At 52.1% G+C, this 22,066-nt stretch carries 20 protein-coding genes; 1 reads left to right on the top strand and 19 read right to left on the bottom strand.

What is annotated here, in order from left to right; translation table 11 throughout:
- Positions 1-41: 41 nt before the first annotated feature.
- The 13 genes from Q397_RS23990 to Q397_RS0107730 all read right to left on the bottom strand — a co-directional run bounded on the left by Q397_RS23990 (position 42) and on the right by Q397_RS0107730 (position 14,947).
- Positions 42-467: an acyl-CoA thioesterase gene (locus Q397_RS23990; protein WP_051609813.1), complete on the bottom strand. Its 426-nt coding sequence runs from the start codon at positions 465-467 to the stop codon at positions 42-44.
- Positions 468-469: 2 nt separating this feature from the next.
- Complete coding sequence (locus Q397_RS0107675; protein ID WP_028878915.1) at positions 470-1,138, bottom strand: crotonase/enoyl-CoA hydratase family protein; 669 nt, start codon at positions 1,136-1,138, stop codon at positions 470-472.
- A 12-nt stretch (positions 1,139-1,150) separates the two neighbouring features.
- Positions 1,151-2,137: an NAD(P)H-dependent flavin oxidoreductase gene (locus Q397_RS0107680; RefSeq protein WP_028878916.1), complete on the bottom strand. Its 987-nt coding sequence runs from the start codon at positions 2,135-2,137 to the stop codon at positions 1,151-1,153.
- A 57-nt stretch (positions 2,138-2,194) separates the two neighbouring features.
- Complete coding sequence (locus Q397_RS0107685; protein WP_028878917.1) at positions 2,195-4,465, bottom strand: 3-hydroxyacyl-CoA dehydrogenase/enoyl-CoA hydratase family protein; 2,271 nt, start codon at positions 4,463-4,465, stop codon at positions 2,195-2,197.
- Positions 4,465-5,652, bottom strand: a complete 1,188-nt coding sequence (gene bktB / locus Q397_RS0107690) for a beta-ketothiolase BktB (RefSeq protein WP_028878918.1) — start codon at positions 5,650-5,652, stop codon at positions 4,465-4,467. The genes Q397_RS0107685 and bktB overlap by 1 nt, the downstream gene beginning before the upstream one ends.
- A gap of 29 nt (positions 5,653-5,681) precedes the next feature.
- Entirely contained in the window at positions 5,682-7,460 is a 1,779-nt protein-coding gene (locus tag Q397_RS0107695) for an acyl-CoA dehydrogenase family protein (protein ID WP_028878919.1), read from the bottom strand.
- A gap of 31 nt (positions 7,461-7,491) precedes the next feature.
- Positions 7,492-9,294: an AMP-dependent synthetase/ligase gene (locus tag Q397_RS0107700; RefSeq protein WP_038013094.1), complete on the bottom strand. Its 1,803-nt coding sequence runs from the start codon at positions 9,292-9,294 to the stop codon at positions 7,492-7,494.
- 33 nt (positions 9,295-9,327) lie between these two features.
- Positions 9,328-10,143, bottom strand: coding sequence for an ABC transporter ATP-binding protein (locus Q397_RS0107705; protein ID WP_028878921.1), 816 nt, complete (start codon positions 10,141-10,143; stop codon positions 9,328-9,330).
- Between the two features lie 11 nt (positions 10,144-10,154).
- Positions 10,155-11,327, bottom strand: coding sequence for an ABC transporter substrate-binding protein (locus Q397_RS0107710; RefSeq protein ID WP_028878922.1), 1,173 nt, complete (start codon positions 11,325-11,327; stop codon positions 10,155-10,157).
- A gap of 64 nt (positions 11,328-11,391) precedes the next feature.
- Positions 11,392-12,435: a branched-chain amino acid ABC transporter permease gene (locus Q397_RS0107715; protein WP_028878923.1), complete on the bottom strand. Its 1,044-nt coding sequence runs from the start codon at positions 12,433-12,435 to the stop codon at positions 11,392-11,394.
- A gap of 4 nt (positions 12,436-12,439) precedes the next feature.
- Positions 12,440-13,318 carry a branched-chain amino acid ABC transporter permease gene (locus tag Q397_RS0107720; RefSeq protein WP_028878924.1) on the bottom strand — a complete coding sequence of 293 codons (879 nt, stop codon included), beginning with the start codon at positions 13,316-13,318 and terminating at the stop codon, positions 12,440-12,442.
- A gap of 5 nt (positions 13,319-13,323) precedes the next feature.
- Positions 13,324-14,184, bottom strand: a complete 861-nt coding sequence (locus Q397_RS0107725) for an ATP-binding cassette domain-containing protein (RefSeq protein WP_084148979.1) — start codon at positions 14,182-14,184, stop codon at positions 13,324-13,326.
- A 25-nt stretch (positions 14,185-14,209) separates the two neighbouring features.
- Positions 14,210-14,947: a FadR/GntR family transcriptional regulator gene (locus tag Q397_RS0107730; protein ID WP_038013096.1), complete on the bottom strand. Its 738-nt coding sequence runs from the start codon at positions 14,945-14,947 to the stop codon at positions 14,210-14,212.
- A 321-nt stretch (positions 14,948-15,268) separates the two neighbouring features.
- Between Q397_RS0107730 and Q397_RS0107735 the strand changes: the two genes are divergently transcribed.
- The gene (locus Q397_RS0107735; protein WP_028878927.1) at positions 15,269-16,039 is read left to right on the top strand and encodes a FadR/GntR family transcriptional regulator; all 771 of its coding nucleotides are present in this window, start codon (positions 15,269-15,271) and stop codon (positions 16,037-16,039) included.
- A gap of 86 nt (positions 16,040-16,125) precedes the next feature.
- Here Q397_RS0107735 and Q397_RS0107740 read toward each other — a convergent pair whose 3' ends face one another.
- The 6 genes from Q397_RS0107740 to Q397_RS0107765 form a co-directional block, all read right to left on the bottom strand.
- Positions 16,126-17,439, bottom strand: a complete 1,314-nt coding sequence (locus tag Q397_RS0107740) for a TRAP transporter large permease (RefSeq protein ID WP_205618806.1) — start codon at positions 17,437-17,439, stop codon at positions 16,126-16,128.
- The gene (locus Q397_RS0107745; RefSeq protein ID WP_028878929.1) at positions 17,436-17,954 is read right to left on the bottom strand and encodes a TRAP transporter small permease; all 519 of its coding nucleotides are present in this window, start codon (positions 17,952-17,954) and stop codon (positions 17,436-17,438) included. The genes Q397_RS0107740 and Q397_RS0107745 overlap by 4 nt, the downstream gene beginning before the upstream one ends.
- 98 nt (positions 17,955-18,052) lie before the next feature.
- Entirely contained in the window at positions 18,053-19,057 is a 1,005-nt protein-coding gene (dctP, locus tag Q397_RS0107750; protein WP_028878930.1) for a TRAP transporter substrate-binding protein DctP, read from the bottom strand.
- A gap of 37 nt (positions 19,058-19,094) precedes the next feature.
- Entirely contained in the window at positions 19,095-19,715 is a 621-nt protein-coding gene (leuD, locus tag Q397_RS0107755; protein WP_028878931.1) for a 3-isopropylmalate dehydratase small subunit, read from the bottom strand.
- Positions 19,715-21,127, bottom strand: coding sequence for a 3-isopropylmalate dehydratase large subunit (leuC, locus tag Q397_RS0107760; protein ID WP_028878932.1), 1,413 nt, complete (start codon positions 21,125-21,127; stop codon positions 19,715-19,717). The genes leuD and leuC overlap by 1 nt, the downstream gene beginning before the upstream one ends.
- 94 nt (positions 21,128-21,221) lie before the next feature.
- A complete protein-coding gene (locus tag Q397_RS0107765) occupies positions 21,222-22,007 on the bottom strand; it encodes a GntR family transcriptional regulator (protein WP_028878933.1) in 786 nt (261 codons plus the stop codon).
- Positions 22,008-22,066: the final 59 nt, after the last annotated feature.

The raw sequence follows: 22,066 nt of genomic DNA on the forward strand, positions 1-22,066 counted from the left end.
AAGAAGCCCTTTTCCGATTGCTGGAAAAGGGCCTCATTTTTTTAGGTGTAGTCTTGAAGGATGGCCTTCATCTCATCGGTGAGGGGGACGCTTTTGTTTGTTTCCAGGCTGGCGTAGACCAGCACGCTGTCTGCGGTGGAAAAACAGTCTGTCTCCGTAAAGAACCCTTGCTGCAAGACGATCGAGCTGTTGCCGATCTTTTTAACGCGGGTGCCGATGTTGATGTCGTTGGGATAATCCACCGGACGCAGGTAGGTAATGTTGATATTTGCCAGCATCCAGTTGAGCTTGGCCCCAAAATTATGACCGAGTGTTTGTACGAAAAAGTCTGCCCGTCCACTTTCACAATAGACCGCTGTTGCGATATTGTTCAAATGGTTCAACGCATCCAGATCGGCAAAACGGAACGTGTCCTTTGTCCAGTATTTGAAGCTGGCGCGGTCCGTCAGATCAATTTCATCACTCATGATTAGGCTCCAAGGGCTTTGTGCGTGTCAAGGAAGGCGCGGCGCAGATCGCGTTTGGCTTGTGCGTGCGCGGTCATGTCGATTTGGCTGAGCATGCCAGCCAGTTTCGCCGCTTCTTCCATCAAGGTGCCTTCTGCAACGACTTTGTCCAGATAGCCTGCGTTTACCGCCTCTTTCGGGCTATAAAGGACACTGCAGGCAAGGGCAGGGATTTGATGGGGCAGGGCGAGGCGATCGCGCACAAGGTCGATACCATAGGCAGGCATGGTGACGCCGATGGCGATTTCGTTCAGGCCCAGCTTGGCGTTGGTGTCTTCAGCGATGCGGTAATCACAAGACAGTAGCAAAATCGCGCCATAAGCAAGGGCGTGACCTGTACTGGCGAGCAAAACTGGCGTTGCCCAGTTCAGCAGGCGATAGGACAGGGCAAAGCCTTCTTTCATCAAGCGGTCTTTGCCTTCACCACCAGCTTTCATGGTGTCCAGATCAAAACCTGCACAGAATTTGCCGTCGCGCCCCGTAAGGACCAGCACAAGACCGTCTTTTTCGGCTTCGTCCAGTGCGTCATTGACTTGCTTGATCATCTCAAAGGAAAAGGCGTTGGCTTTGCCGTCGTCCAATGTAATCAGGCCAAAGTTTTCCTGACGGGTGTAGGTTGCGATTTTTGTCATCTTTGGAATACCTTATAAATAATTCTTGGATCTTTCTTGTTGGGATGAAACGGCCTGACAATATTCCTGATGCAGGTTCTGGATCAGTTGGCTGACAGGTGGGGTATCCGTGATGGAGCCGACCCCTTGCCCCGCAGACCAGATATGCTTCCAGGCGCCTTGTGCTTTTTCCTTTTCATCCACTTGCAGTTCTGCGCCGAAATCGATCTCGGTTTTTTCTGGTGTTTTGCTTAGATCAATCCCCGCCTGCGTCAAACTTGGTAGCAGGAAGTTGGCATTCACGCCAGAAATTTTAGCCGTGTAAACAATATCTTCGGCCTTTGCATTAAGGATCATCTCTTTATATTCAGCAGCAGCGGCGGCTTCTTTTGTCGCAATAAAGCGCGTGCCCATGTAGGCAAGGTCCGCGCCCATCATTTGGGCGGTTGCGATCTCATGACCTTTGGAGAGACATCCCGCCAGCAAAATGGTTTTATCAAAGAAGCTGCGGATTTCGGCAATCAGGGCAAAGGGGCTTAGGGTGCCCGCATGGCCGCCCGCGCCTGCGGTGACGCAGATCAGCCCATCGACCCCGGCAGCAGCGGCTTTCTTGGCAAACTTCAGGTTAATCACATCATGAAAGACCAGACCGCCATAGCTGTGAACGTCATCAACCAAGCTTGCCACCGCGCCAAGGGACGTGATGATCAGCGGGACTTCGTGTTTGACACAAACCGCAAGGTCCGGCGCAAGTCGTGGGTTACTGCGATGGGAAATCAAATTAACGCCAAAGGGGGCAGCCGTCTCACCCGTTTCGTTTTCATAGTCCGCCAAGGCTTGCTTGATCTGGATGACCCAGTCTTCAAACCCTTCTGTGGTGCGCACGTTTAGGGCGGGGAAGGTGCCGACAACGCCGGACTTGCAGGTTTCAATGACCAGATCGGGACCGGAAACCAAAAACATCGGCGCGGCAACGCAAGGGAGCTTTAATTTGCCTTCAAATTGTTGAGGGATAGACATGAGAACTCCTGTCGTAAAAGCGGGAGTGTCCGTAAAACAGAGCACTCCCGTTTATTTTTAGTTTTTAAGAGGTTTGCCGGTTTTTAACATATGTTGCATCCGGGCGATGGCTTGGGGTTGACCGCACAAGGAGAGAACGTTTTTCAGCTCCCGCGCCAGTAGGTCATCTTCCCATCCGTCATGGTCAGACGCAAGCATGGTGTCAAAGGTCGTGCGTTCTAATGTTGCTTGATAACCTTCCTCGCTAAAGGCCGGGTCTTGCGGTTTTGGCAAGGCGGGTAGGGTGGTGGGTTTAAACGGATTTTTGCGCAATTCCAGTGCGCGTTTTTTCGCATCCATCAGCAAACGATCGCGGTTCATGGTGATGCCGTCTGTGGGGCGCAGGTAGCACAGTTCTTGGGCGTGCAGCGCGGAGCCTGACACCATGGCCCCTTGGATCACTTTATAAGTATGGGCAATGGCATTGTCTTTGCCCAAAGCTTCCATACTGCGGATCAGCAATTCTTTGGTGCCACCCCATGCCGGGATGATGCCGACGTTATTTTCCACAAGGCCGATATAAAGCTCACTATGAGCTTGGACTGCATGGCAATGGAGCAAAATTTCCACCCCGCCGCCAAAGGCACGGCCCGCAGGTGCCCCGACGATGGGGACGGAGGCGTTTTTAAGGCGCATAAAGACTTGCTGACCATAGGCGATATAATCTTCCACAAAGGCGCGATCTTCGACCTTTTCAATCAGGTCGGCAAGGTTGGCCCCTGCCGCAAAGACCGGACCCTCGTTATAAAGGACGATGGCTTTGCCTGCTTGTTCGGCCTGTTTGACGGTGGCATCAATATCTTGCAACATATCTTTGGGCAGGGTGTTCATTTTGGTGCGGAATTCAAGGCACCAGACATCATCGCCCAAATCCCAGATGTTGAGGTTATCGGTTTTGCTAACAAGGGCGTTGGCGCGCTGTAAGTCCGCAAGAGTCATCACGCCGTCGGCCTGCGCAACCGTTTCGTACTCCCCATTCGCATTCAGGCATTTTTCAACGCCATTTTCGGTAATGTAAAGCGCGCGACCATCTGCCTTTTTTAAGAAGTCGGAAACGGGCAAGCCGTCTGCTTCAAGGCGGGCAACAAAGGTGTCTGTACCGATCAGGTCGATCATCTCAAACGGACCAAAGGCCCAGTTGTAGCCCAGCTTCATGGCTTTATCGACAGAGGTAATATCGCCTGCCACATCAGGCACCAAGGTTGTGGCGTAGCTTAAGACTTGGGACAGGACTTTCCATCCATAGACCCCACCTTTATCGGTGCTGTTGATCAGGTCTTTTAACTGACCTTTTTTAAGCTGGGTGCTGGCAAGGGTGGATTTTTCAAAGGGTTTATAATCCAATGTGTCCAGCTGGATGGTTTCTTTGAAGCGTTTGCCGTCATCGGTCTTGGTGACGCGGTAGAAGCCTTGATAGACGCGACCTTTTCGTCCGTGATAGCCTTTTTCCACCATCTCGATCACTTCGGGCATGACGTCTTGGTAGGGTTTAAAAGCGTCTGTTTCCGGCAGGTTGCTGGCAAGGCTGGCGGTCACGTCCGGCATCAGGTTGATCCCGCACAAATCCCACAGACCAAAAATGCCTGTGCTGGGATAGCCACAGGGGCCGGACATGATCGCATCTGCATCTTCAATGCTCAGGGCGTTGCGTTGGGCTTCATAGACAGCCGCCTGCATCCAGAAGACCCCCAGACGGTTGGCGATAAAGCCGGGGCGATCCGCGCAATGAATGACGGTTTTGCCCATATGCACATCATTAAATTCTGCCACACGATCCACGGCGGATTGCTGTGTGTCCTCGCCCTTGACGATTTCCAGCAAGCGCATGTGGCGCGGGGGATTGAAATAGTGCGTGACGATAAAGTCTTTGCGCAGACGTTCCGGCATGCCGCCCATCAGGTTTTTAAGCGGAATGGTCGAGGTGTTGGACGAAACGATTGAGCCATCCTTGCGCACAGCTTCGATGCGTTTAAACAGGTCTTGTTTAATGTCCAGACGTTCTACGATGACTTCGACAATCCAGTCGCAATCGTTTAACAGGTCCATATGGTCTTCGGTGTTGCCGACGCTGAGGCGATTTGCGGCTTCTGTGCCCATAAAACCGCCATTGGCACCGGCTTTTAAAAACCGTTCGCGCGCCCCTTTGGCAATGGCATCGCGGTCTTCAACCCCATCGGGGACGATATCCAGCAAGACGACGTCGGCCCCACCGTTTGCTGCCTGTGCGGCGATGCCGGCGCCCATGACGCCTGCACCGATCACACCGACTTTTTGAATGGAATGTGCCATTAAAGTTTCTCCACGATCATTGCGATACCCTGACCGCCACCGATGCACATGGTCATCAGGCCGTAACGCCCATTGATGCGTTCCAGTTCATAAAGGGTTTTTAGGGTGATGATGGACCCGGTTGCGCCCACCGGATGGCCCAAGCTGATGCCGCTGCCATTCGGGTTTACTTTTGCCGGATCAAACCCAAGGTCTTTGGAGACTGCCATGGCTTGCGCGGCAAAGGCTTCGTTGGACTCAATCACATCCATGTCATCCAGTTTCAGGCCGGCACGTTCCAGTGCCACAGGGACGGCACCAATGGGGCCAAGGCCCATGACTTCCGGCGCGACACCGCAGAAGCCGTAAGACACGATGCGTGCGCGTGGGTTCAGGCCGCGTTTTTCGGCTTCTTGTGCGGTTGTCATGACCATGGCACAGGCCGCATCGTTGATGCCGGAGGCATTGCCCGCCGTCACCACGCCGTCTTTTTTAAAGGCGGGGCGCAATTTTGCCATGCCGTCAAGGCTGGCGTCATGGCGCACATGTTCATCTTCTTCAAAGATAAAGGATTTGCGGCCCTGTTTGACTTCAACCGGGGTGATCTGGCTTTTGAAATAGCCTTCCTTAATCGCGTGAGCAGCGCGTTGGTGGCTCATGACCGCATATTCGTCCAGTTGTTCGCGGGTCAGGCCATAACGTTCAGCAACACGTTCGGCGGTCATGCCCATGTGACCGCTATCAAACGGGTCAGCCAGAATGCCTGTGGTCATATCGACCATGCGACCATCGCCCATACGTTGCCCGAAACGTGCATTTTCCAGATAATAAATACCACGGCTCATGACTTCTGCACCACCGGCAAGGGCGAGCTTGCAATCGCCAAGCGCCAGCATTTGTGCCGCAGAGATCAAAGACTGGATGGAAGACCCGCACAGACGGTTGAGGTGAAAGGCAACCGAACTTTGCTTCATGCCCACATTTAGGGAAATCTCTCGCGAGAGATAGGCATCGGCTGTGCCGGTGGAAATGATATGACCGAAGACGGCGTGCTCAATCTCTTCAGCATTGACGCCGGACTTTTCAATGGCGGCTTTGGATGCGTGTGTGCCCAGCTCGGCAGGGGTGCAGGTGCTTAAGCTGCCACCAAAAGTGCCGACGGCGGTACGGGCGCCATCCAGAATTACGATATCGGAAATATTGGACATTGGTGTCTCCACATTCTTTATTTGTTTACTTAAAATTGATCATCGCTTAAGCCCCAGACGGCATCGACGCCATTCATGACTATGCTAAGGTTTGCTTCTGCTTGGGGCAGAATGTGCGTAATGTAAAAATCTGCGCAGGCGATTTTGGCGGTCAGGAACGGCTTGTTCGCATCGGCTGCTGTCAGTTCTTGTTGGGCAATGGCGGCGCTTTTGACCATCAGGTACGCGCCGATGGTGTAGCCCCAGATATCCAGATAGGCGACGGCGGTGCTGGCGATCTGTGCCGGATTGGCAGCCGCGCGCTTTTTCAACAGATCAAGGGCGGTTGCGCAATATCCCAGCGACTTGAGCACCTTTTCCTTATTGACCTGTAACGCGGGGTCACTGATGGCTTTGACTTCACCTTCCCACTTGGACAGCAGACGCCGTGCGGTCGCACCTTCATCGCGCAAGGTTTTCCGAAACGCAAAGTCATTGGCTTGAATGGCCGTTGTGCCTTCATAAATGGTGGTGATGCGGGCGTCGCGGTAGTATTGCGCTGCGCCAGTTTCTTCAATAAAGCCAAGGCCACCGTGAATTTGTACGCCCAAGGACGTCATTTCCTGACCACGTTCCGTACACCATGCTTTGATGATGGGGGTGAGGAATTCTGCTTCGCCCTGATAATCTTTTTGGCGGGTCTCATTACTTTCAAGGTGTGCAAGGTCCAGCAAGGCGCCGCCCAGATAGGTCAATGCGCGCATGGCTTGGGTTTGGCTTTTCATGTGCATCAACAGGCGGCGCACATCGGGGTGTTTGATGATGGTGTCGCCCGGTTTGCCGTTAAAGGGGACGCCTTGCACGCGATCTTTGGCATACGCAAGGGCATGTTGATACGCCCGTTCGGAGAGGGAAACCCCTTGCATGCCGACTTCAAAGCGTGCGCGGTTCATCATCACGAACATATATTCCAGCCCGCGGTTTTCTTCCCCGACCAGATAGCCGATGGCCCCGTCGTTATCGCCATAGGCCATGACGCAGGTCGGGCTGGCGTGGATACCCATTTTATGTTCCAGCGAGACGGCGCGCAGATCGTTGGGCTGACCCAAGCTGCCATCCTCATTTACCAGAATTTTCGGCACGATAAATAGGGAGATACCGCGCACACCTTCCGGTGCATCGGGGGTACGGGCGAGCACCAGATGGACGATATTGTCCGCCATATCGTGATCGCCATAGGAGATAAAGATTTTAGAGCCGGAGATGAGATAGTGATCCCCGTTCGGTACAGCCTTTGTGCGCACAGCCGCCAAATCTGATCCTGCCTGTGGTTCGGTCAGGTTCATGGTGCCTGTCCATTCTCCGCTGAACATTTTGGGCAGGTAGAGATCTTTTAAGCCTTGGGAGGCATGGTTTTCAATGGCATTGCCGCCGCCTTGGTTCAACAACGGCCAGAGGGAGAACGCGAGGTTGGCGCTTTGGAACATTTCAGACACCGTACCCGCAATGGTTTCGGGGAAGCCCTGACCGCCAAATTCTTCTGAACAGCCAAGCCCGATCCAGCCCCCCTCGGTCACCGCCTTATAGGCTTCTTTCCAACCATCCGGGGTGATGACTTTACCGTCTTCGATGCGTGATCCTTGGGTATCGCCAACCATGTTCAGCGGGGCGAGGACATTTTTGGACAGTTTGGCGGCTTCTTCTAAAACCGCGTCCAGAACATCCCAATCCAGATTATCGTTGGCGGATTTTTCCTGAATTTTTGCAAAGTCTACCAGATGCTTGACGACAAATTTAATGTCGTCAAGCGGTGCGTTATACTCACTCATTGTACGTTCCTTGCTGTGTGCGGGCCGAGGGTCAGGCGTACATGGCCTCAATCTCGGTCGTGTATTTGTCGGTGATGCTGCTGCGTTTGATCTTCATGGTCGCGGTCACTTCCCCGTCATCATGATCCAGTTCTTTGGTCAGGATGTGGAACTTGCGGATATTGGCAACCGAGGCCATTTTTGCGTTCCCCTCATTGATCGCTTGCTGGATCAGCTCACGGATGGCGGGGTTTTCCGCCAGATTTTTGAAGTTGGTGTAAGGGATCTGCTGGGTTTCTGCCCATTGGCCCACGGTTTCCGCATCAATCTGAATGAGGGCAGAGACAAACTTGCGTTGTTCCCCGATGACAATACATTCTTTGATGTAGGGGCTTGCCTTCATGGTGTTTTCAATCTCTGTCGGGCTAAGGTTTTTACCGCCCGCAGTGATCATGATGTCTTTTAGGCGATCCACGATCTTGATTTGATTGTCCTTGATCTCGACCACGTCCCCCGTATGCAACCAGCCATCGACGATGGTTTTTTCGGTCGCTTCGGCGTTTTTATAGTAACCGGAAAAGACAAGGTCGGACTTGATCAACAATTCGCCGGTTGCCGGATCGGTCTTGGCTTCTGCGCCGTGGACCACTTCGCCCACCGTGCCAAGGACAAGATTATCCATGCGCTGGGCGGTGACCATGCCTGTGGTTTCCGTTTGTCCATAAACTTCCACCAAGGGCAGGCCGATGGTGCGGAAGAAGTTGAGGATAAACGGCGAGACAGGGGCCGCACCGCTGAGCACGATATGGGATTTGCGCAAGCCTACAAAATTTTGCAACGCGCGGAAGAACAGCCAGTAACAAATCTGGAACTTGATCTTATCGGACAGGCTGCGTTTTTCAGGGGGCGTGAGGCTGAACGGTTCGCACCATTTTAAGGCTTTTTCATATAGTGAATAGCGCAAGCCGCCCGCTTCGACCATTTTAATATGGATGGTGGCTTGTAGCTTTTCCCAAATCCGTGGCACGCCGAGGAAAAAGTCGGGGGCAACTTCGCGCACGTCTTCTTGGACAGTACGGATGGATTCCCCGAAGTTGACCTGATAGGCCCCGTAAAGTGCGCCATAAACGGTCAAGAGCTGTTCTGCAACGTGGCACAAGGGCAGATAAGATAGATAGGTCTGTCCGGGTTTGACATTCAGGCTGCGCACCACGGCTTCGCCTTGGGCGCGCATGTTTTTATAGGACAGCATGGCCCCTTTGGGACGACCTGTGGAGCCAGATGTGTAAACCATCAGGCCAATGTCATCCAAGGTTTGCTTGGCAAGATCGGCTTCCAGGGTGCCCGCGTGGGCCGCCATCAGTTCGGCCCCTTTTGCCAACACATCATCAAACAGGACGACTTTGTCGGCAGGGTAGGCGCGAAACCCTTTTTTCTCCATCACGATGATCTTGTGGATTTTGGGCAGGTGATCCCAGCTATCCAGAATTTTATCGGTTTGTTCCTGATCCTCACAGACCACGGCTTCAGCGTCCGCATGTTCCAGAACATAGGATACTTCTTCAGCGGGGCTGGTCGGGTAGACACCGACGGAGATTGCGCCCAGAATGTTGGCCCCCATTTGTGCGGTGACCCATTCCCAGCGGTTTTCCGACAGGATACCCAGATGGCCTTTTTTGGTTACGCCCAGTTCGCGCAGGCCCAAGGCAAAGCAGCAGCTGCGATAATAGTAATCGCGCCATGTAATCGGCTGCCAGATGCCATGGTCTTTTTGACGCAAAGCCACCCCGTTCGGGTTGGTGTCAGCATGGCTTTTCAACATCTGTGGGACGGTTAATTCGGGAATTGTCATCATCGCATTCATCTTAATACTGTTTCCGTTCTTGCTTTAAGAAAGCCAACGCTTACGGCGCTTGTAGTGTTTTACATCGCGGAAGGATTTGTTTTCTTCTTCCCCATGTCCGCCCATACCAAGGTAAAATTCCTGCACATCGGCATCATTGGTCAGCACGTCGGTCGGCCCGTCGAGCACGATCTTGCCGGTTTCCATGATGTAGCCGTAATCGGAGACGGCAAAGGCCATGGCGGCATTTTGTTCGACCAGCAACATGGAGGTGCCCTGTTCGTTATTGATGCGGGCAATGATGCTGAAAATCTCTTCGGTGAAAAGCGGGGACAGACCCAAGGAAGGTTCATCCAGCAAAATGATTTTCGGGTTGGCAATCAGGGCGCGCCCGATCGCGAGCATTTGTTGTTCCCCACCGGACAGATAGCCGGCAAGACCGTCGCGGCGTTCGTACAGCCGCGGGAAATATTCATAGACCAGCTCGAAACGTTTTTTGGCTTCGATCAGATCGTCGGCGTAGGTGGCGGCCGTGAGGTTTTCTTCAACTGTCAGGTCTTCAAAGACGCGGCGGCCTTCCATGACATGAAACAGGCCACGGCGTACCAGTTCGTGTGGTTTGTCGCCTTTGACGGATTGCCCGTCAAACAGGATTTCCCCTGAATTCAGCTCGCCTTTTTCCAGCTCCAGCAAGCGGGAGATGGCTTTGAGTGTGGTTGATTTCCCAGCCCCGTTGGAACCGAGGAGGGCGACAATCGCCCCCCTTGGCACGGACAGGGACAAGCCGCGCAATACCTGAATGGTGTTGTTATACACAACTTCGATATTACGAATGTCCAGAATTGGATCTGCGCTTGTCATTTAGTCTCTCCTTAGTCCAGACGGATCCAGTCAGATGACGGAACCATTTGTTTTTTGGACAGGTCATATTGGTAAACGCGACCGATCGGCACAGAGTTGCCTTTTACAGTGACCGGAATACCCATCAAGCCACCTGTATCGAAGTCTTTAATGGCTTCCAGACCTTCGTGCAGGTTCGGGCCGTTCAGTTCTTTACCGGCTTTGATGACGTTACGGGCTGCTTCTGCCATCATGATGGTGCTGAAGAAACCTTGCATGTAGGCGTTGCTCTGGTACGTGTCGCGCATGGAGCGAATTTTCTCCAGCATCGGTGCGTTTTCAGCTTCGGTGTAGTAGTAGTTGTAAGGCATCACACCCATAAAGCCGTCTGCGATCTCGCCCATTTTACCAACCATCTGGTTATCCATGGACCAGAATGTCCCCATGAACTTTGTGTCCAGCCCCATAGAACGGGCTTGACCGATAAATTCAGGGATCGGGGAGAGAACATAGCCATGGAAGATCACGTAATCAGGACGCGCACGACGCATTTTCAACACTTCAGTTGAGACATCCACACCACCCGGTGCGGTGGAGATCACCAGGTTCAGATCAAGGCCCAGCTCTTTGGCTGTAGCTTTTGCGCCTTCAACCGGATCGCGGCCAAATTCTGTTTCAGAATGCACCAGCCCCACTTTCGCGCCCGGCTTTTCGTTGGCGATGTGCTTCATCAAGATGCCGACCATATCCACATAGGTTGGCCCCGGGATGAAGATGTTCGGGTATTTTTCAGGGTCGTTGAGTTCTGATGCGAAAGATGCACCCGTCATCAACGTCTTGCCGGAGCGATCCAGTTCTGGGGAGATTGTCTTCGAAAAGGCGGTGGAGTCCCCGTAATAGAGGTTCACATCATGCTGGCTGGTGATTTTGTTGTAAGCCGCAACGGATGCATCCACTTTGTAGGCTGTATCTTCGGGAACGTAGACCAGTTTGTGACCTTCGATCCCACCGGCATCGTTGATGATCTTAACCGAGTCTGTGATCCCAGCGTGGATGCCGACACCGGCGAAGGCAAAGACGCCTGTCAACGGAATGGACCCACCCAGTACGATATCCTTTTTATCGGATGCCTGTGCGGCACCGGTGATCAGACCGGCTGCCAGAAGTGCCCCTGTGGCACGTTTTGCTACCTTTAGAATTGACATTTGATACTCCCTGTCAGGTTGCTTTTTAAATGATAGTTTTTGACATTTTTTGGTCTTGTTGATCTCAGGTCTTAAACGGCCAGAGATGGAAGAACCGTCTGATATTGCGCCATATTTCGGCTAATCCATCAGGTTCGAAAATAAGGAAGATGATAATCAGTCCGCCAAAGACGATGATCCGCACCGGCGACATAACCGCGACCGCATCCGGCCAGATGGGGGAGAGAACGCCGACCATCATTTTCAGCACTTCCGGCACCATAGTCATAAAGACCGCGCCCAAAACACTGCCAAGGATGGAACCCATCCCGCCAACGATAATGGCGGCAAGGAAGAAGATCGACATGGTCAGCGGGAAGCTTTCCGGTGTGACAACGCGGAAGAAGTATGCCCACAAGCCACCTGCAACCCCTGCGTAGAAGGAAGAGATCGCAAAGCTTAACAGCTTGTAGCGCAGCAGGCGGATGCCCAAAACTTCTGCGGAGATATCGCGATCACGGATGGCGATAAAGGCGCGTCCAATGCGGGTGCGAAACAGGTTTGCCGCCCCAAACAGCATGATCACAGTGATCGGCATGATGATCCAGTAGACTTGATCCGGTTGGATAAATTCAAAGCCGAACAAGGATGCCGGTGGCATGGAAAGACCGGAGACACCACCTGTGACCGATGTCCAGTTGGCAAAGACAAAGTGCAGGATGACGGATGCCGCAATGGTGGCAATGGCAAGATAAAGCCCTTTGACGCGCAGACTTGGCAGGCCAACGACAATCCCGATCACAGCAGCCAAGCCACCCGCAACCAATAGGTTGAGCAGGAATGGCGTGCCGAGCTTAATTTCCATCAGGGCAACGGTGTATGCGCCGACGCCCATAAAGGCGGCCTGACCCAGACTCACCAATCCGGTAAAGCCTGTCAGAATGTTCAGTCCCGCTGTGGAGACAATGTTGATCAGGACAAGGCAGACCAGATAGCTGGCATATTGTCCGGTGAAGAACGGCAGCAGAAGCAATCCTGCGAGAAGGGCAAACATCCAGCCCCGCTGCACTTTCGTGTCGAATAACGCCGCATCGGCGATATAACTTTCTTTTACTGTACCAATACGCATCTACTTATAACCGTTCAATTTCATGTGTACCGAAAAGCCCATACGGACGGATGACAAGGACAACGACCAGCAACATAAAGGTCGCGAGCATCTTAAATTCCCCCCCCAGATAAGCCCCGGCGTAAGTTTCAATCAGGCCGACCAGAATACCGGCGATGAGGGCCCCCAGCAGACTGTCCAGACCGCCCACAATGACGACCACAAGGACGGACAGGCCATAGACACCCATGTCAGGTGAAATCCCACCGATGGAACCGACCAGAATACCCGCACCAGCTGCGATCATGGAGGTCAGCACCCAAACGGAGGAAAAGACTTTGGGAACGTTGATCCCCATGGAATAGGCTGCGGCCTGATCGCCAGCCGTTGCCCGCAAGGCAACCCCACCGCGCCATGTTCTGAAGATGATCAGGAACAGGCCGACAACGATAGCGGCGATCAAGAAGGCATAGCCAACTTTGGGCGAGAGATAGGCATCAAGGATAAAGATCGGGTCTTTCGGCATAAATTCGATGAGACGCTGCGGGTTTGCCCCCCAGATGATCTCAACAACCCCAATGAGGACACTGCCAAGGCCAATGGTGATCATAAAGATGGAGATCGCGCTTTCGCCCAACATGGGACGAATGATCGCACGCTCCACCACACCGCCGACAAGGCCCGTGACAAGGATTGCCAAGATGATGCTGGCCCAGATCGGCAAGGCCAGACCGGCACTAAATCCCATAAAGACGTAGGCACCGAGCATCAGGATTTCGCCAATCGCCATGTTGACCACACGGGTGGCTTTGTAAATCAGGACGAGGGCAAGACCTGTCAGAGCGTATAAACCGCCACTGCCCAGACCCGCCAGACCGATTTCGGAGAAGAACAACCAATCCATAACCGTTATTTCCCCTCTTTGAATTTTTTACGCAAAGCGGCAACATCGCCGGACCCAAGATAAGCGGAGATCACATCGGGATGGCTTTGCACCTCATGGGGCAGGCCTTCGGTGATAACCTGACCGAAGTTGATACAGACCACATGATCGGATAGGTCCATGACCAGCCCCATATCGTGTTCCACCATTAAAACGGTCACGCCCCATTCTTCCTTCACATCGAGAATGAAGCGGGCCATATCTTCCGTTTCTTCACGGTTCATGCCTGCGACAGGTTCGTCCAGCAGAAGGATTTTTGGCTTCATGGCAAGGGCGCGGGCGAGTTCGACGCGTTTTTGCAAACCATAGGACAAGGCCGCGACGGACTGATTACGGATGTGATCAATCTCTAGAAAGTCGATGATCTTTTCTTCAACTTCCTTGCGCAGCTCGGCTTCTTCGCGGCGGGCGCGACCAAAATATAACAGGGCGTCCAGCGGATTTGTCTTCATATGGGCGTGACGGCCAAGCTTGATATTGTCCAGCACGGTCATCCCTTTAAACAGAGCGATGTTCTGGAAGGTACGGGCCATCCCCAACTCGGCACGATCCGGTGCCGGAACATTGTTCATCGTTTGCCCGAGGAATTTTACCGTTCCTTCATTGGGCGTATAAAAGCCGGAGATTGAGTTGAAAAGCGATGTCTTCCCCGCACCGTTCGGCCCGATTACCGAAGTAATGGAGCCTTCTTTCACACTAAAAGAAACATGGGACAGGGCTTTCACCCCGCCAAAGGCCAAGGAGAGGCCTTGGACACCCAATATTTCCCGACCTTCGGTGTGAAGGGTGGGGGAGACTTCCTGTTCTGATACTTGCGACATTTGCATTTTTGTATTCCAGATCGTTCCCTGTTTATTTTTCCATCCAGTATTTTGGATTTACTGGTGCGTCAAAATTGACACCGGCGCCTTCCAGACCTTTTTCAAAGTCCAGAATGTGCTTTTTCATCCAGTGAAAGGCTTTGTCCCTATCCTTGTTTTCCAGTGCGGACACGAGAATGGAATGGGCTTCCAGCAGGCGTTTGGCCCCGATTTCGGTGTTCTCGAAAATCTGCTGGGTAGAGGCGTAGATGAGTTGTCCGACTGGTTCGTAGGACATGATCATCACGTTATTGTTGGTGGCATGGGCCAGCATGGTATGAAATTCCATATCCAGCCGCGCCAGTATTTCCGGTGCGTCCAGATTGGCTTCGGTTTCAGCAAGGTTCTGATGCAGTTTTTCCAGCAGCTTTTCGGACCCGCGTTGCAAAGCGCTGTCGATGGAAGCCATCTCCACATAGCACAGATGTTCCACCAGTTCTCGGTAGGTCACGCGCTGCATAATGAGTGAACGGCTGATATGTTCATTGATAAAGCTGCTTTTGGGCTGACCCACACTGAGGCGACGCCCCTTTTCACGGGTCAGCAATCCCATATGTTCCAGAACCCGCACACCTTCGCGGATTGAATTACGGCTTAGGCCGAACTGTTCTTCCAGTTCTGCCTCTGTGCCGATCTGATCTCCAAGCGAGAGTTCCCCGCTTAAAATCTTAATTTCAATCGCTTCAATCACCTGATTATACGCAGGTTGAACTGATAACTTTTGAAACATACTCAGTCCTCCCTGTTTTTTTATCGGTTTTAAGTATGTTTGGTTCGTCCATTTGTCGGACAATTGGACTTTACGATAAAATGTTCGGCTGACAAGCGTTTTTTTGAACAAGTTTATGTGCAGCGCAGCGATGCCGCTGATTGCTTCGGGTTTTGAAATTATGAATTTGGAAAAGAGGACTAAACGGTTCGGTCCAATTGTCGGACAATTGAGCGATTCTATGCAAACTTTGAATGACATTTGCAAAAACCCTAACTATATTGCGACAAAGGGCCGCGCATTACCTGCTATAAAGGTCCAATGACAACCTCTAGGTTACCTATGAAACAGAACATATTTGAGAAGATCGAAATCCTACCGGCTTACCGTCAAGTTGCGGACGCAATCGAAGCGCAGATTATGAAGGGCGAGATTAAACCGGAAGAACCGATCGGGACCGAAGCCGACCTCGTCGCCCAGTTTGGGGTTAATCGATCGACGGTGCGCGAAGGAATACGACTTCTGGAACAAAGCGGGATGTTGCGTCGGGGGGAAAAGCGTCGCTTGTATGTGTCCTTGCCGGGGTATGATAAATTGGCAACCCGGATCAGCCGCTCACTTGTTCTGCATAAAGTCACATTTAGAGAACTGGTGGAAACGCTGGAAATTCTGGAACCTAACACCATTGCCATGGCGGCGAAAAATATCACCAACGAGCAGCTCGACCGGATGGCAAAGAATATCGAGCAAACAGAAGAATTGCTTGAGGATCGTGATATGTTGTCGAAACTGGATATGGAATACCATTCCCTGATCGCAGAAGCGGCGGACAATAAAGTCTTCCTGCTTGCGCGCGAGCCTGCGGGCCTGCTGATCTATCCGGCGACACAATATATCTTTGAAGCGGTGCCGGAAGCACCGTCGCGTCTGTTGGATGCCCATAAAAAAATGTTCGAAGCCTTAAAGACCAAGGATGTGGAACAGGCCCGCACATGGATGGATAAGCATGTGCGTGACTTCGTCAAAGGTCTGTTGAGAACGGGGGCAAACTTGGATGGTCCGATCGCAAAACCCCATCTGGATCATCTGCTCAGCCTAGATACCTACCTTTAAAAAGGGGTGCGCCGCCGACCAATGTTTGGGGAAACATCAATGGACGGCGCGGGGGGAACCGATAAATCGGGTAGGGAGTATGTCCCTTATTTCATGAGTTCCGGTAGCCACTGGGTGATCTGCGGGAACATGATCAAGATCGCGACCAACAGTAGTGAACATCCAATGTATGGAATAGCTGATTTATAAATCACCGACATGGATGTGTTGGGCGAGACGCCTTTCATCACGAACAGCAACAATCCCAAAGGTGGCGTGCTGAAGCTGATTTCCAGTGCCAGCAGAACGATGATCCCAAACCAGACCTGATCAAAGCCAAGTGTCGCCGCCAACGGGAAGAAGAACGGCACGGTCAGCATCATGATGGAAATCTGTTCCATGAACGTACCCAGCAGCAACAGCACACCAAACATGGCCAGCAAGGTCATCAAGGGGGCAAGTTCGAAGCTGGTTGCCCAATGGATCAACCCGCTGGACGCCCCAGAGAAGGCCAACAGTTGGCTGAATGTGGCAGAGCCAAAGACGATGATGTAGGCCATCAAAGTCACTTTCAGGGCACCGACAACGGACTCTTTCAAGGCTGTCCAGTTCATACGGCGGTAGATCAGGGCGAGAATGATCACGCCCAACGCCCCAAAAGCAGCAGATTCAGACGGGGTTGCAAGGCCTGTCAGCATCATCGTTACCAGAACGACCATAATACTGATCATCGGGATGATGTTGACGAACAACAGACGCATCTTTTCCTTAAACGGGACATAATCTACATCATAGGCAGGGGCTGCGTCTGGATCGACTTTGGTTTGTAGCCAGACCGTAAACATATACATGCCTGCCAAGATGAAGCCCGGTACGATCCCGGCAATCAACAGGCTGCCGATGTCGATCTTCGCCAATGTTGCCAAAAGAACGGCAAGCGCAGATGGCGGGATAATGATCGCCAGACCACCTGTGCCCAAGATCGGGCCGATGGACATATGTTTTTTGTACCCGCGTTTTTCCATTTCCGGCACCAAGAGGGAACCGAGAAGGGCGGTTGAGCCCATGGAAGATCCGCTGAGTGTGGAAAAGGCGGTGCCACCGAGGACGGTCACATAGGACAGACGACCCGGAATACGACCCATCAACCGGTCGATGGCGTTGAACATTTGCATGCCAAGCCCTGTTCTAAAGAACAGCTCACCCATCAACAGAAAGAGGGGGATCGGCACAAGGCTGAATTTGGATAAAGCCCCAAAGCCGTTGTCCAGCAATTGTGTAATACCGGCTTCACCGCCCATAAAGACCCAGGCACCGATAATGTTTGCGCCCAGAAAACCGAAGGCGATCGGGGTGCCGATTGCCATAAATAAGAGAACAAGGCCTAACAGAAAGCTAAGCGCCCAATACCATTCCATCATTCGTTAATCCCTGCTTCACCGCTATGAATAATATCTTTACCGAAAATAAAGCGGCTGAATTCGATTGCCATTGCGGTGAAACTGATTGGGAACACCACGGTCAGGACCCACTTGGGAACGAAGAAAGCGCGCACGTCATAGTCTTGACGTTCGATATTTACCATCATCAGGTCCAGACCTTTCCAGGCGAGAACGATACAGATGAGTGTGGCAAGAATCGCCACGGTACGGCTGACTATTTGTAAAAGGAGAGGGGACAGCAACGAGGTAAGAAGTTCAATATGAACCTGACCCTTCATACGGATCAGCCACGGCGTGCCCAAAAGCGTTAAATAATAAATCGAGTATTCCGTTGACAGGAAAAACCATGCTGACGGTTGAAATCCGATATTGCGGATGAGAACCGAAACAACAATTGCGACCATGAGCCAAACCAGCATCAAAGCGGCAATCAGCGCCATGAGGTTGATTAAACCGTCATAGCTACATTTTATATATCGAAAGAAAGTGTTCACTGTTTTTCCCGCTGTTTTATCCTAAAAGAGGTTTGAGGTATTGCACTCAAACCTCTTTATTAGGAAAGGAACTTTTTGAAACTTACAAGGGGTGACCCTTATTTATTGAATTTTTCAATAAGCGCATTGTAATGCGTCAGCTTCGTCGGGTGTTTTTCCATTTGTTCACGCATGCGGGCCCAAGTTGCTTCTTTGGCAGCTTTTTCAAACTCTGCATCACCATTACCCGGCAGGGACACGAATGTCATGCCATTGGCTTTCAGTTCAGCAGCTTGTTCTTCAGCCAGTTTCGCAAACTCGTTAGAGCTTTCGATTTCGTGCTGGATCGCTGTATCTTGCAAGACTTTTTTCGCAGCGTCGCTCAACTCGTTCCAAGCATCAAGGTTAACGATGACGCCCATGTCAGTTGAGAAGAAGTCAGGACCGACGCGGTATTTCAGGAACTTGTCCCAACCAAGGTCTTTCAGGCCGATTTGTGTCCAGCCTGTTGCGTTGGCAACAGAACGTTCCAGGGCAGAATAAACGTCAGTTGTCGGCAGGTTGATCGGCTGTGCTTTCAGGTAGTCTTTAAAGAAAGCATCATAAACCGGGTTGCTGCGCAGACGCATGTTCGTCACGTCGATTTTACCGTCTGTGAATTTCGGCTCGTTGACAGTGTAGAGGTTGTAGCTCACACCGCTGTCAAACCAACCGAGGTAGTAAACGCCCATTTTTTCTTGGTGGATCTGGTTCAACAGGTCCAGACCGCCGTTTTTACGGGCATATTCAGCATTGGCGTTGGAGGCAACAAGCGCATCACGTTCCGGGACTGTACCAGCATAGAAGCTAGCTGCAGTGTAGGCCATATCGACAACACCATTACGAACCGCTTCTGGTTGTTGGGCAAGGCCGATTGCTTCCGGTCCGCCACGTACGACGATTTCAACAACGCCTTTACCATTTTCGTTTACCTTGTCCACGAAGGACAGGAAGCTTTTGGTGTAAATCAAAGACGAAGGGAATGCGTGGACGGCTGTTACTCTGTCGACCGCCAAAGCCGCTTGTGAGGAGAAAGTCCCCACGGCGATGGCAAGACCTGCCGCAATACGAGTTAGTTTTTTCACGATTTATCTCCTGCTAAATTAAATGTCGGCTTTGTTATCAGGCCGACGTTTTAAAACTGGAAAGCCAATTAAAACGACTGAAATATCCCTCTTGGAAGCTTTGAATATGCTTGGCTTCCTGAAGGGTTAAGTCGATATCATCCCAGCCGTTCAATAGTTTCTTTTTCCAGACGGGTCGTATGTCAAAAGAAACGCTCACTTCACCTATCGACACAGTTTGTTCTGCTAAATCGACAGACATTTCCCTCACCTTCCCGTTCAGGGCCGCAAACAGGCGGTCGCAATCGTCTTCGCTGACGATGGCAGGAACCAGCCCGTTATTGACTGAATTGGAGGAAAAAATATCGCCAAAACTTGGGGCAACGACGCAGCGGATGCCATAGTCCACAAGGGCATAGACAGCCGCTTCACGCGAGGAACCCGCCCCGAAGTTTCGACGAGAGACAATCGTTTTGCAGCTCTGGTCCGTATCCGTGTTCAGCACAAAGTCTGAAATCGGATCGCCCTTTGCATCAAAACGAAGGTCGTAAAGTAAAAAGTTATCGTACCCCACACTGCGCGGCTCTTTCATAAAGCGCGCGGGGATCAGTTGGTCCGTATCTACGTTTGCAAGATCAAGCGGGCAGGCCGGGGCTTTGATTTTGGTAAAGGCTTCCATCACAGCTCTCCCGTTGTGTTGAAGTTGCGAATATCACTGAGTTTGCCGTTTACAGCCGCCCAAGCGACCATGGCAGGGGACATCAGATGGGTGCGTGACCCCGGCCCCTGACGGCCTTTAAAGTTCCGGTTGGAGGTCGAGGCACAGCGCTCGCCGGGTGCGACGATATCCCCATTCATGCCAACGCACATGGAACAGCCCGATTCAACCCACTCCAATCCAGCGTCGGTAAAAATTTTGTCCAGACCTTCGGCTTCGGCTTGTTTTTTAACGTCGGTGGAGCCGGGGGACACAATGCCGGGCACTTTGCTTTTTTGTCCTTTTAAGACAACAGCAGCGGCGCGCAGGTCTTCAATGCGGGAATTTGTGCAAGACCCGATGAAGATGCGATCAATGGCAATCTCTTCCAAAGCTTGCCCTGCTGTTAGCCCCATGTAGGCAAGGCTATCAGCGATTTGGCGGCCTTTACCTTGGTCTGTTTGGGTCTTCGGGTCGGGACAATGGGCCGTGATGGGCAAACCTTCTTCCGGGGAGACACCCCATGTGACCGTTGGGGCAATTTCGCCCGCGTCAATGACGATCTCTCGATCAAAGCTTGCGCCGTCATCAGTTTTAAGGCCTTGCCAGTACGCGCACGCTGCTGCCCAGGCTTCCCCTTTCGGGCTGCGTGGTTTGTCTTTTAGGAAGGCGATGGTTTTATCATCCGGTGCGATCATGCCGATGCGCCCGCCTGCCTCAATGGACAGGTTGCATAAAGTCATGCGTGCTTCGACGGATAGATTTTCGACGGCTTCGCCGGCATATTCAATGGCACAACCGCGTGCGGCATCTGCCCCATACTGAGAAATCCAGTGCAGTGCCATGTCTTTGGCCGTGACCCCGTGGGCCAGCTTGCCGTTAAAGGTAATGCGGATTTGTTTCGGTTTGGTTTGCCAAATGGTTTGCGTGGCAAGTACGTGCGCCACTTCAGAGGCACCGATGCCAAAGGCGATGGCGCCCATGGCCCCATGTGTAGCCGTGTGGCTATCACCGCAGACCATAATCAAGCCGGGTTGCGTCAGGCCCAGTTCCGGACCGACCACATGGACGATCCCTTGGTTGGGGCTTTCCAGACCAACCAGTTCAATGCCGTGCTTGGTCGTATTATTTTCCAGCGTTTTGATGACAGAGGCGATTTTGTCAGCAACACTATCTAATGTGCGGGCATGGGTCGGGACATAATGGTCCGCGATGCCTAATGTCTTTTGTGGGTAAGGGATCGTCAGTCCGCGCCCGTCAATTTGGGAGAAAGCATGAAACGAGCCTTCATGGACGAAATGCTGATCGACCCAAAGCAAACTTTGACCTGTCTCATCACGTTTAATCTCGTGAGCCTGCCAAACTTTATCGAACAAGGTTTGGGGGGTAGTCATTTGCAATCAACTCCACAATACATTCAAATGTTATATTGATGATACATTTAAATGTATTTCTTTAGCAAGCTGATTTATCAAAAAAATGTAACGTTTAAATAATCTCGGTTGTCCAACGGCGGGAATCCCCGTCACCTGTACGGTTTAGGTCGATGCGCAGTTGGTATTTGTCAGGGCGATAGTAAGCGTCGAGATATTCAACGCCGACCCCGTTCACGTCATAAACGACGCGATTGAGGTAGATAAGGGGGGAGCCAACCGGGACTTCAAGCGATTCTGCAATCTCCTGTGTCGCAAGGACGGCGGAAATATGTTGTTTGGCGCTATCGATCTTGATGCCGCCTTTTTCCAGCAGGCGGAACAGTGGTGTGGTGGCGAGATCAGCCTCATTATAATTGTCCGCGATAGATTCCGGGACATGTGTAATAAGATAAGAGAACGGAATACCATCAAGAAGACGGATACGCACGGAGCGCTGAACCCTTTGTTCTTCGCCAAGTTTTAGTTCTTCGCGCACAGCGCGCGATGGCATTTGATAGGCGAATTCCAGCAGGCGCACCTGAGAGTCGCGGCCCATACGCTCAAGGGAGGGGAAAAGGTCTGCAATACTCGCATGCATGACCGAACTTTTGACCACCGAGTCGTTTACGACTGTCCCAAGGCCCGGTTTGCGGTCCACAAGTCCGTCATCGGCAAGGGCTTTGATGGCGGCACGCACGGTCACGCGCGATACGCCATAAGTCTCGGCAAGCTTCAGTTCCCCCGGCAATTTGCAGCCCGCACGGTAGCGGCTGCTGACAATTTCATCCTTTAGGAGAAGGTAGAGCTGGTGATGTTTTGTACCTGTCTTGGAGTCACCGAGTGCTTTTAAGTGCGCCATGCTGTTAGCTTCCTTGCAGAATGAGACTGCCTTGAACATTAAAAAATAGAAATCCAATA

The sequence above is a fragment of the Terasakiella pusilla DSM 6293 genome (assembly GCF_000688235.1).
Lineage (GTDB): Bacteria > Pseudomonadota > Alphaproteobacteria > Rhodospirillales > Terasakiellaceae > Terasakiella > Terasakiella pusilla.

Excerpts from the sequence above, each read along its gene's own strand:
- Q397_RS0107730 (WP_038013096.1), bottom strand. The coding sequence starts at position 14,947 with ATGTTTCAAAAGTTATCAGTTCAACCTGCGTATAATCAGGTGATTGAA.
- Q397_RS23990 (WP_051609813.1), bottom strand. The coding sequence starts at position 467 with ATGAGTGATGAAATTGATCTGACGGACCGCGCCAGCTTCAAATACTGG.
- Q397_RS0107715 (WP_028878923.1), bottom strand. The coding sequence starts at position 12,435 with ATGCGTATTGGTACAGTAAAAGAAAGTTATATCGCCGATGCGGCGTTA.
- bktB (WP_028878918.1), bottom strand. The coding sequence starts at position 5,652 with ATGTCCAATATTTCCGATATCGTAATTCTGGATGGCGCCCGTACCGCC.
- Q397_RS0107680 (WP_028878916.1), bottom strand. The coding sequence starts at position 2,137 with ATGTCTATCCCTCAACAATTTGAAGGCAAATTAAAGCTCCCTTGCGTT.
- leuD (WP_028878931.1), bottom strand. The coding sequence starts at position 19,715 with ATGGAAGCCTTTACCAAAATCAAAGCCCCGGCCTGCCCGCTTGATCTT.
- leuC (WP_028878932.1), bottom strand. The coding sequence starts at position 21,127 with ATGACTACCCCCCAAACCTTGTTCGATAAAGTTTGGCAGGCTCACGAG.
- Q397_RS0107695 (WP_028878919.1), bottom strand. The coding sequence starts at position 7,460 with ATGAGTGAGTATAACGCACCGCTTGACGACATTAAATTTGTCGTCAAG.
- Q397_RS0107710 (WP_028878922.1), bottom strand. The coding sequence starts at position 11,327 with ATGTCAATTCTAAAGGTAGCAAAACGTGCCACAGGGGCACTTCTGGCA.
- Q397_RS0107720 (WP_028878924.1), bottom strand. The coding sequence starts at position 13,318 with ATGGATTGGTTGTTCTTCTCCGAAATCGGTCTGGCGGGTCTGGGCAGT.
- Q397_RS0107705 (WP_028878921.1), bottom strand. The coding sequence starts at position 10,143 with ATGACAAGCGCAGATCCAATTCTGGACATTCGTAATATCGAAGTTGTG.
- Q397_RS0107765 (WP_028878933.1), bottom strand. The coding sequence starts at position 22,007 with ATGGCGCACTTAAAAGCACTCGGTGACTCCAAGACAGGTACAAAACAT.
- Q397_RS0107685 (WP_028878917.1), bottom strand. The coding sequence starts at position 4,465 with ATGGCACATTCCATTCAAAAAGTCGGTGTGATCGGTGCAGGCGTCATG.
- Q397_RS0107725 (WP_084148979.1), bottom strand. The coding sequence starts at position 14,184 with ATGCAAATGTCGCAAGTATCAGAACAGGAAGTCTCCCCCACCCTTCAC.
- Q397_RS0107700 (WP_038013094.1), bottom strand. The coding sequence starts at position 9,294 with ATGATGACAATTCCCGAATTAACCGTCCCACAGATGTTGAAAAGCCAT.
- Q397_RS0107675 (WP_028878915.1), bottom strand. The coding sequence starts at position 1,138 with ATGACAAAAATCGCAACCTACACCCGTCAGGAAAACTTTGGCCTGATT.
- Q397_RS0107740 (WP_205618806.1), bottom strand. The coding sequence starts at position 17,439 with ATGATGGAATGGTATTGGGCGCTTAGCTTTCTGTTAGGCCTTGTTCTC.
- Q397_RS0107735 (WP_028878927.1), top strand. The coding sequence starts at position 15,269 with ATGAAACAGAACATATTTGAGAAGATCGAAATCCTACCGGCTTACCGT.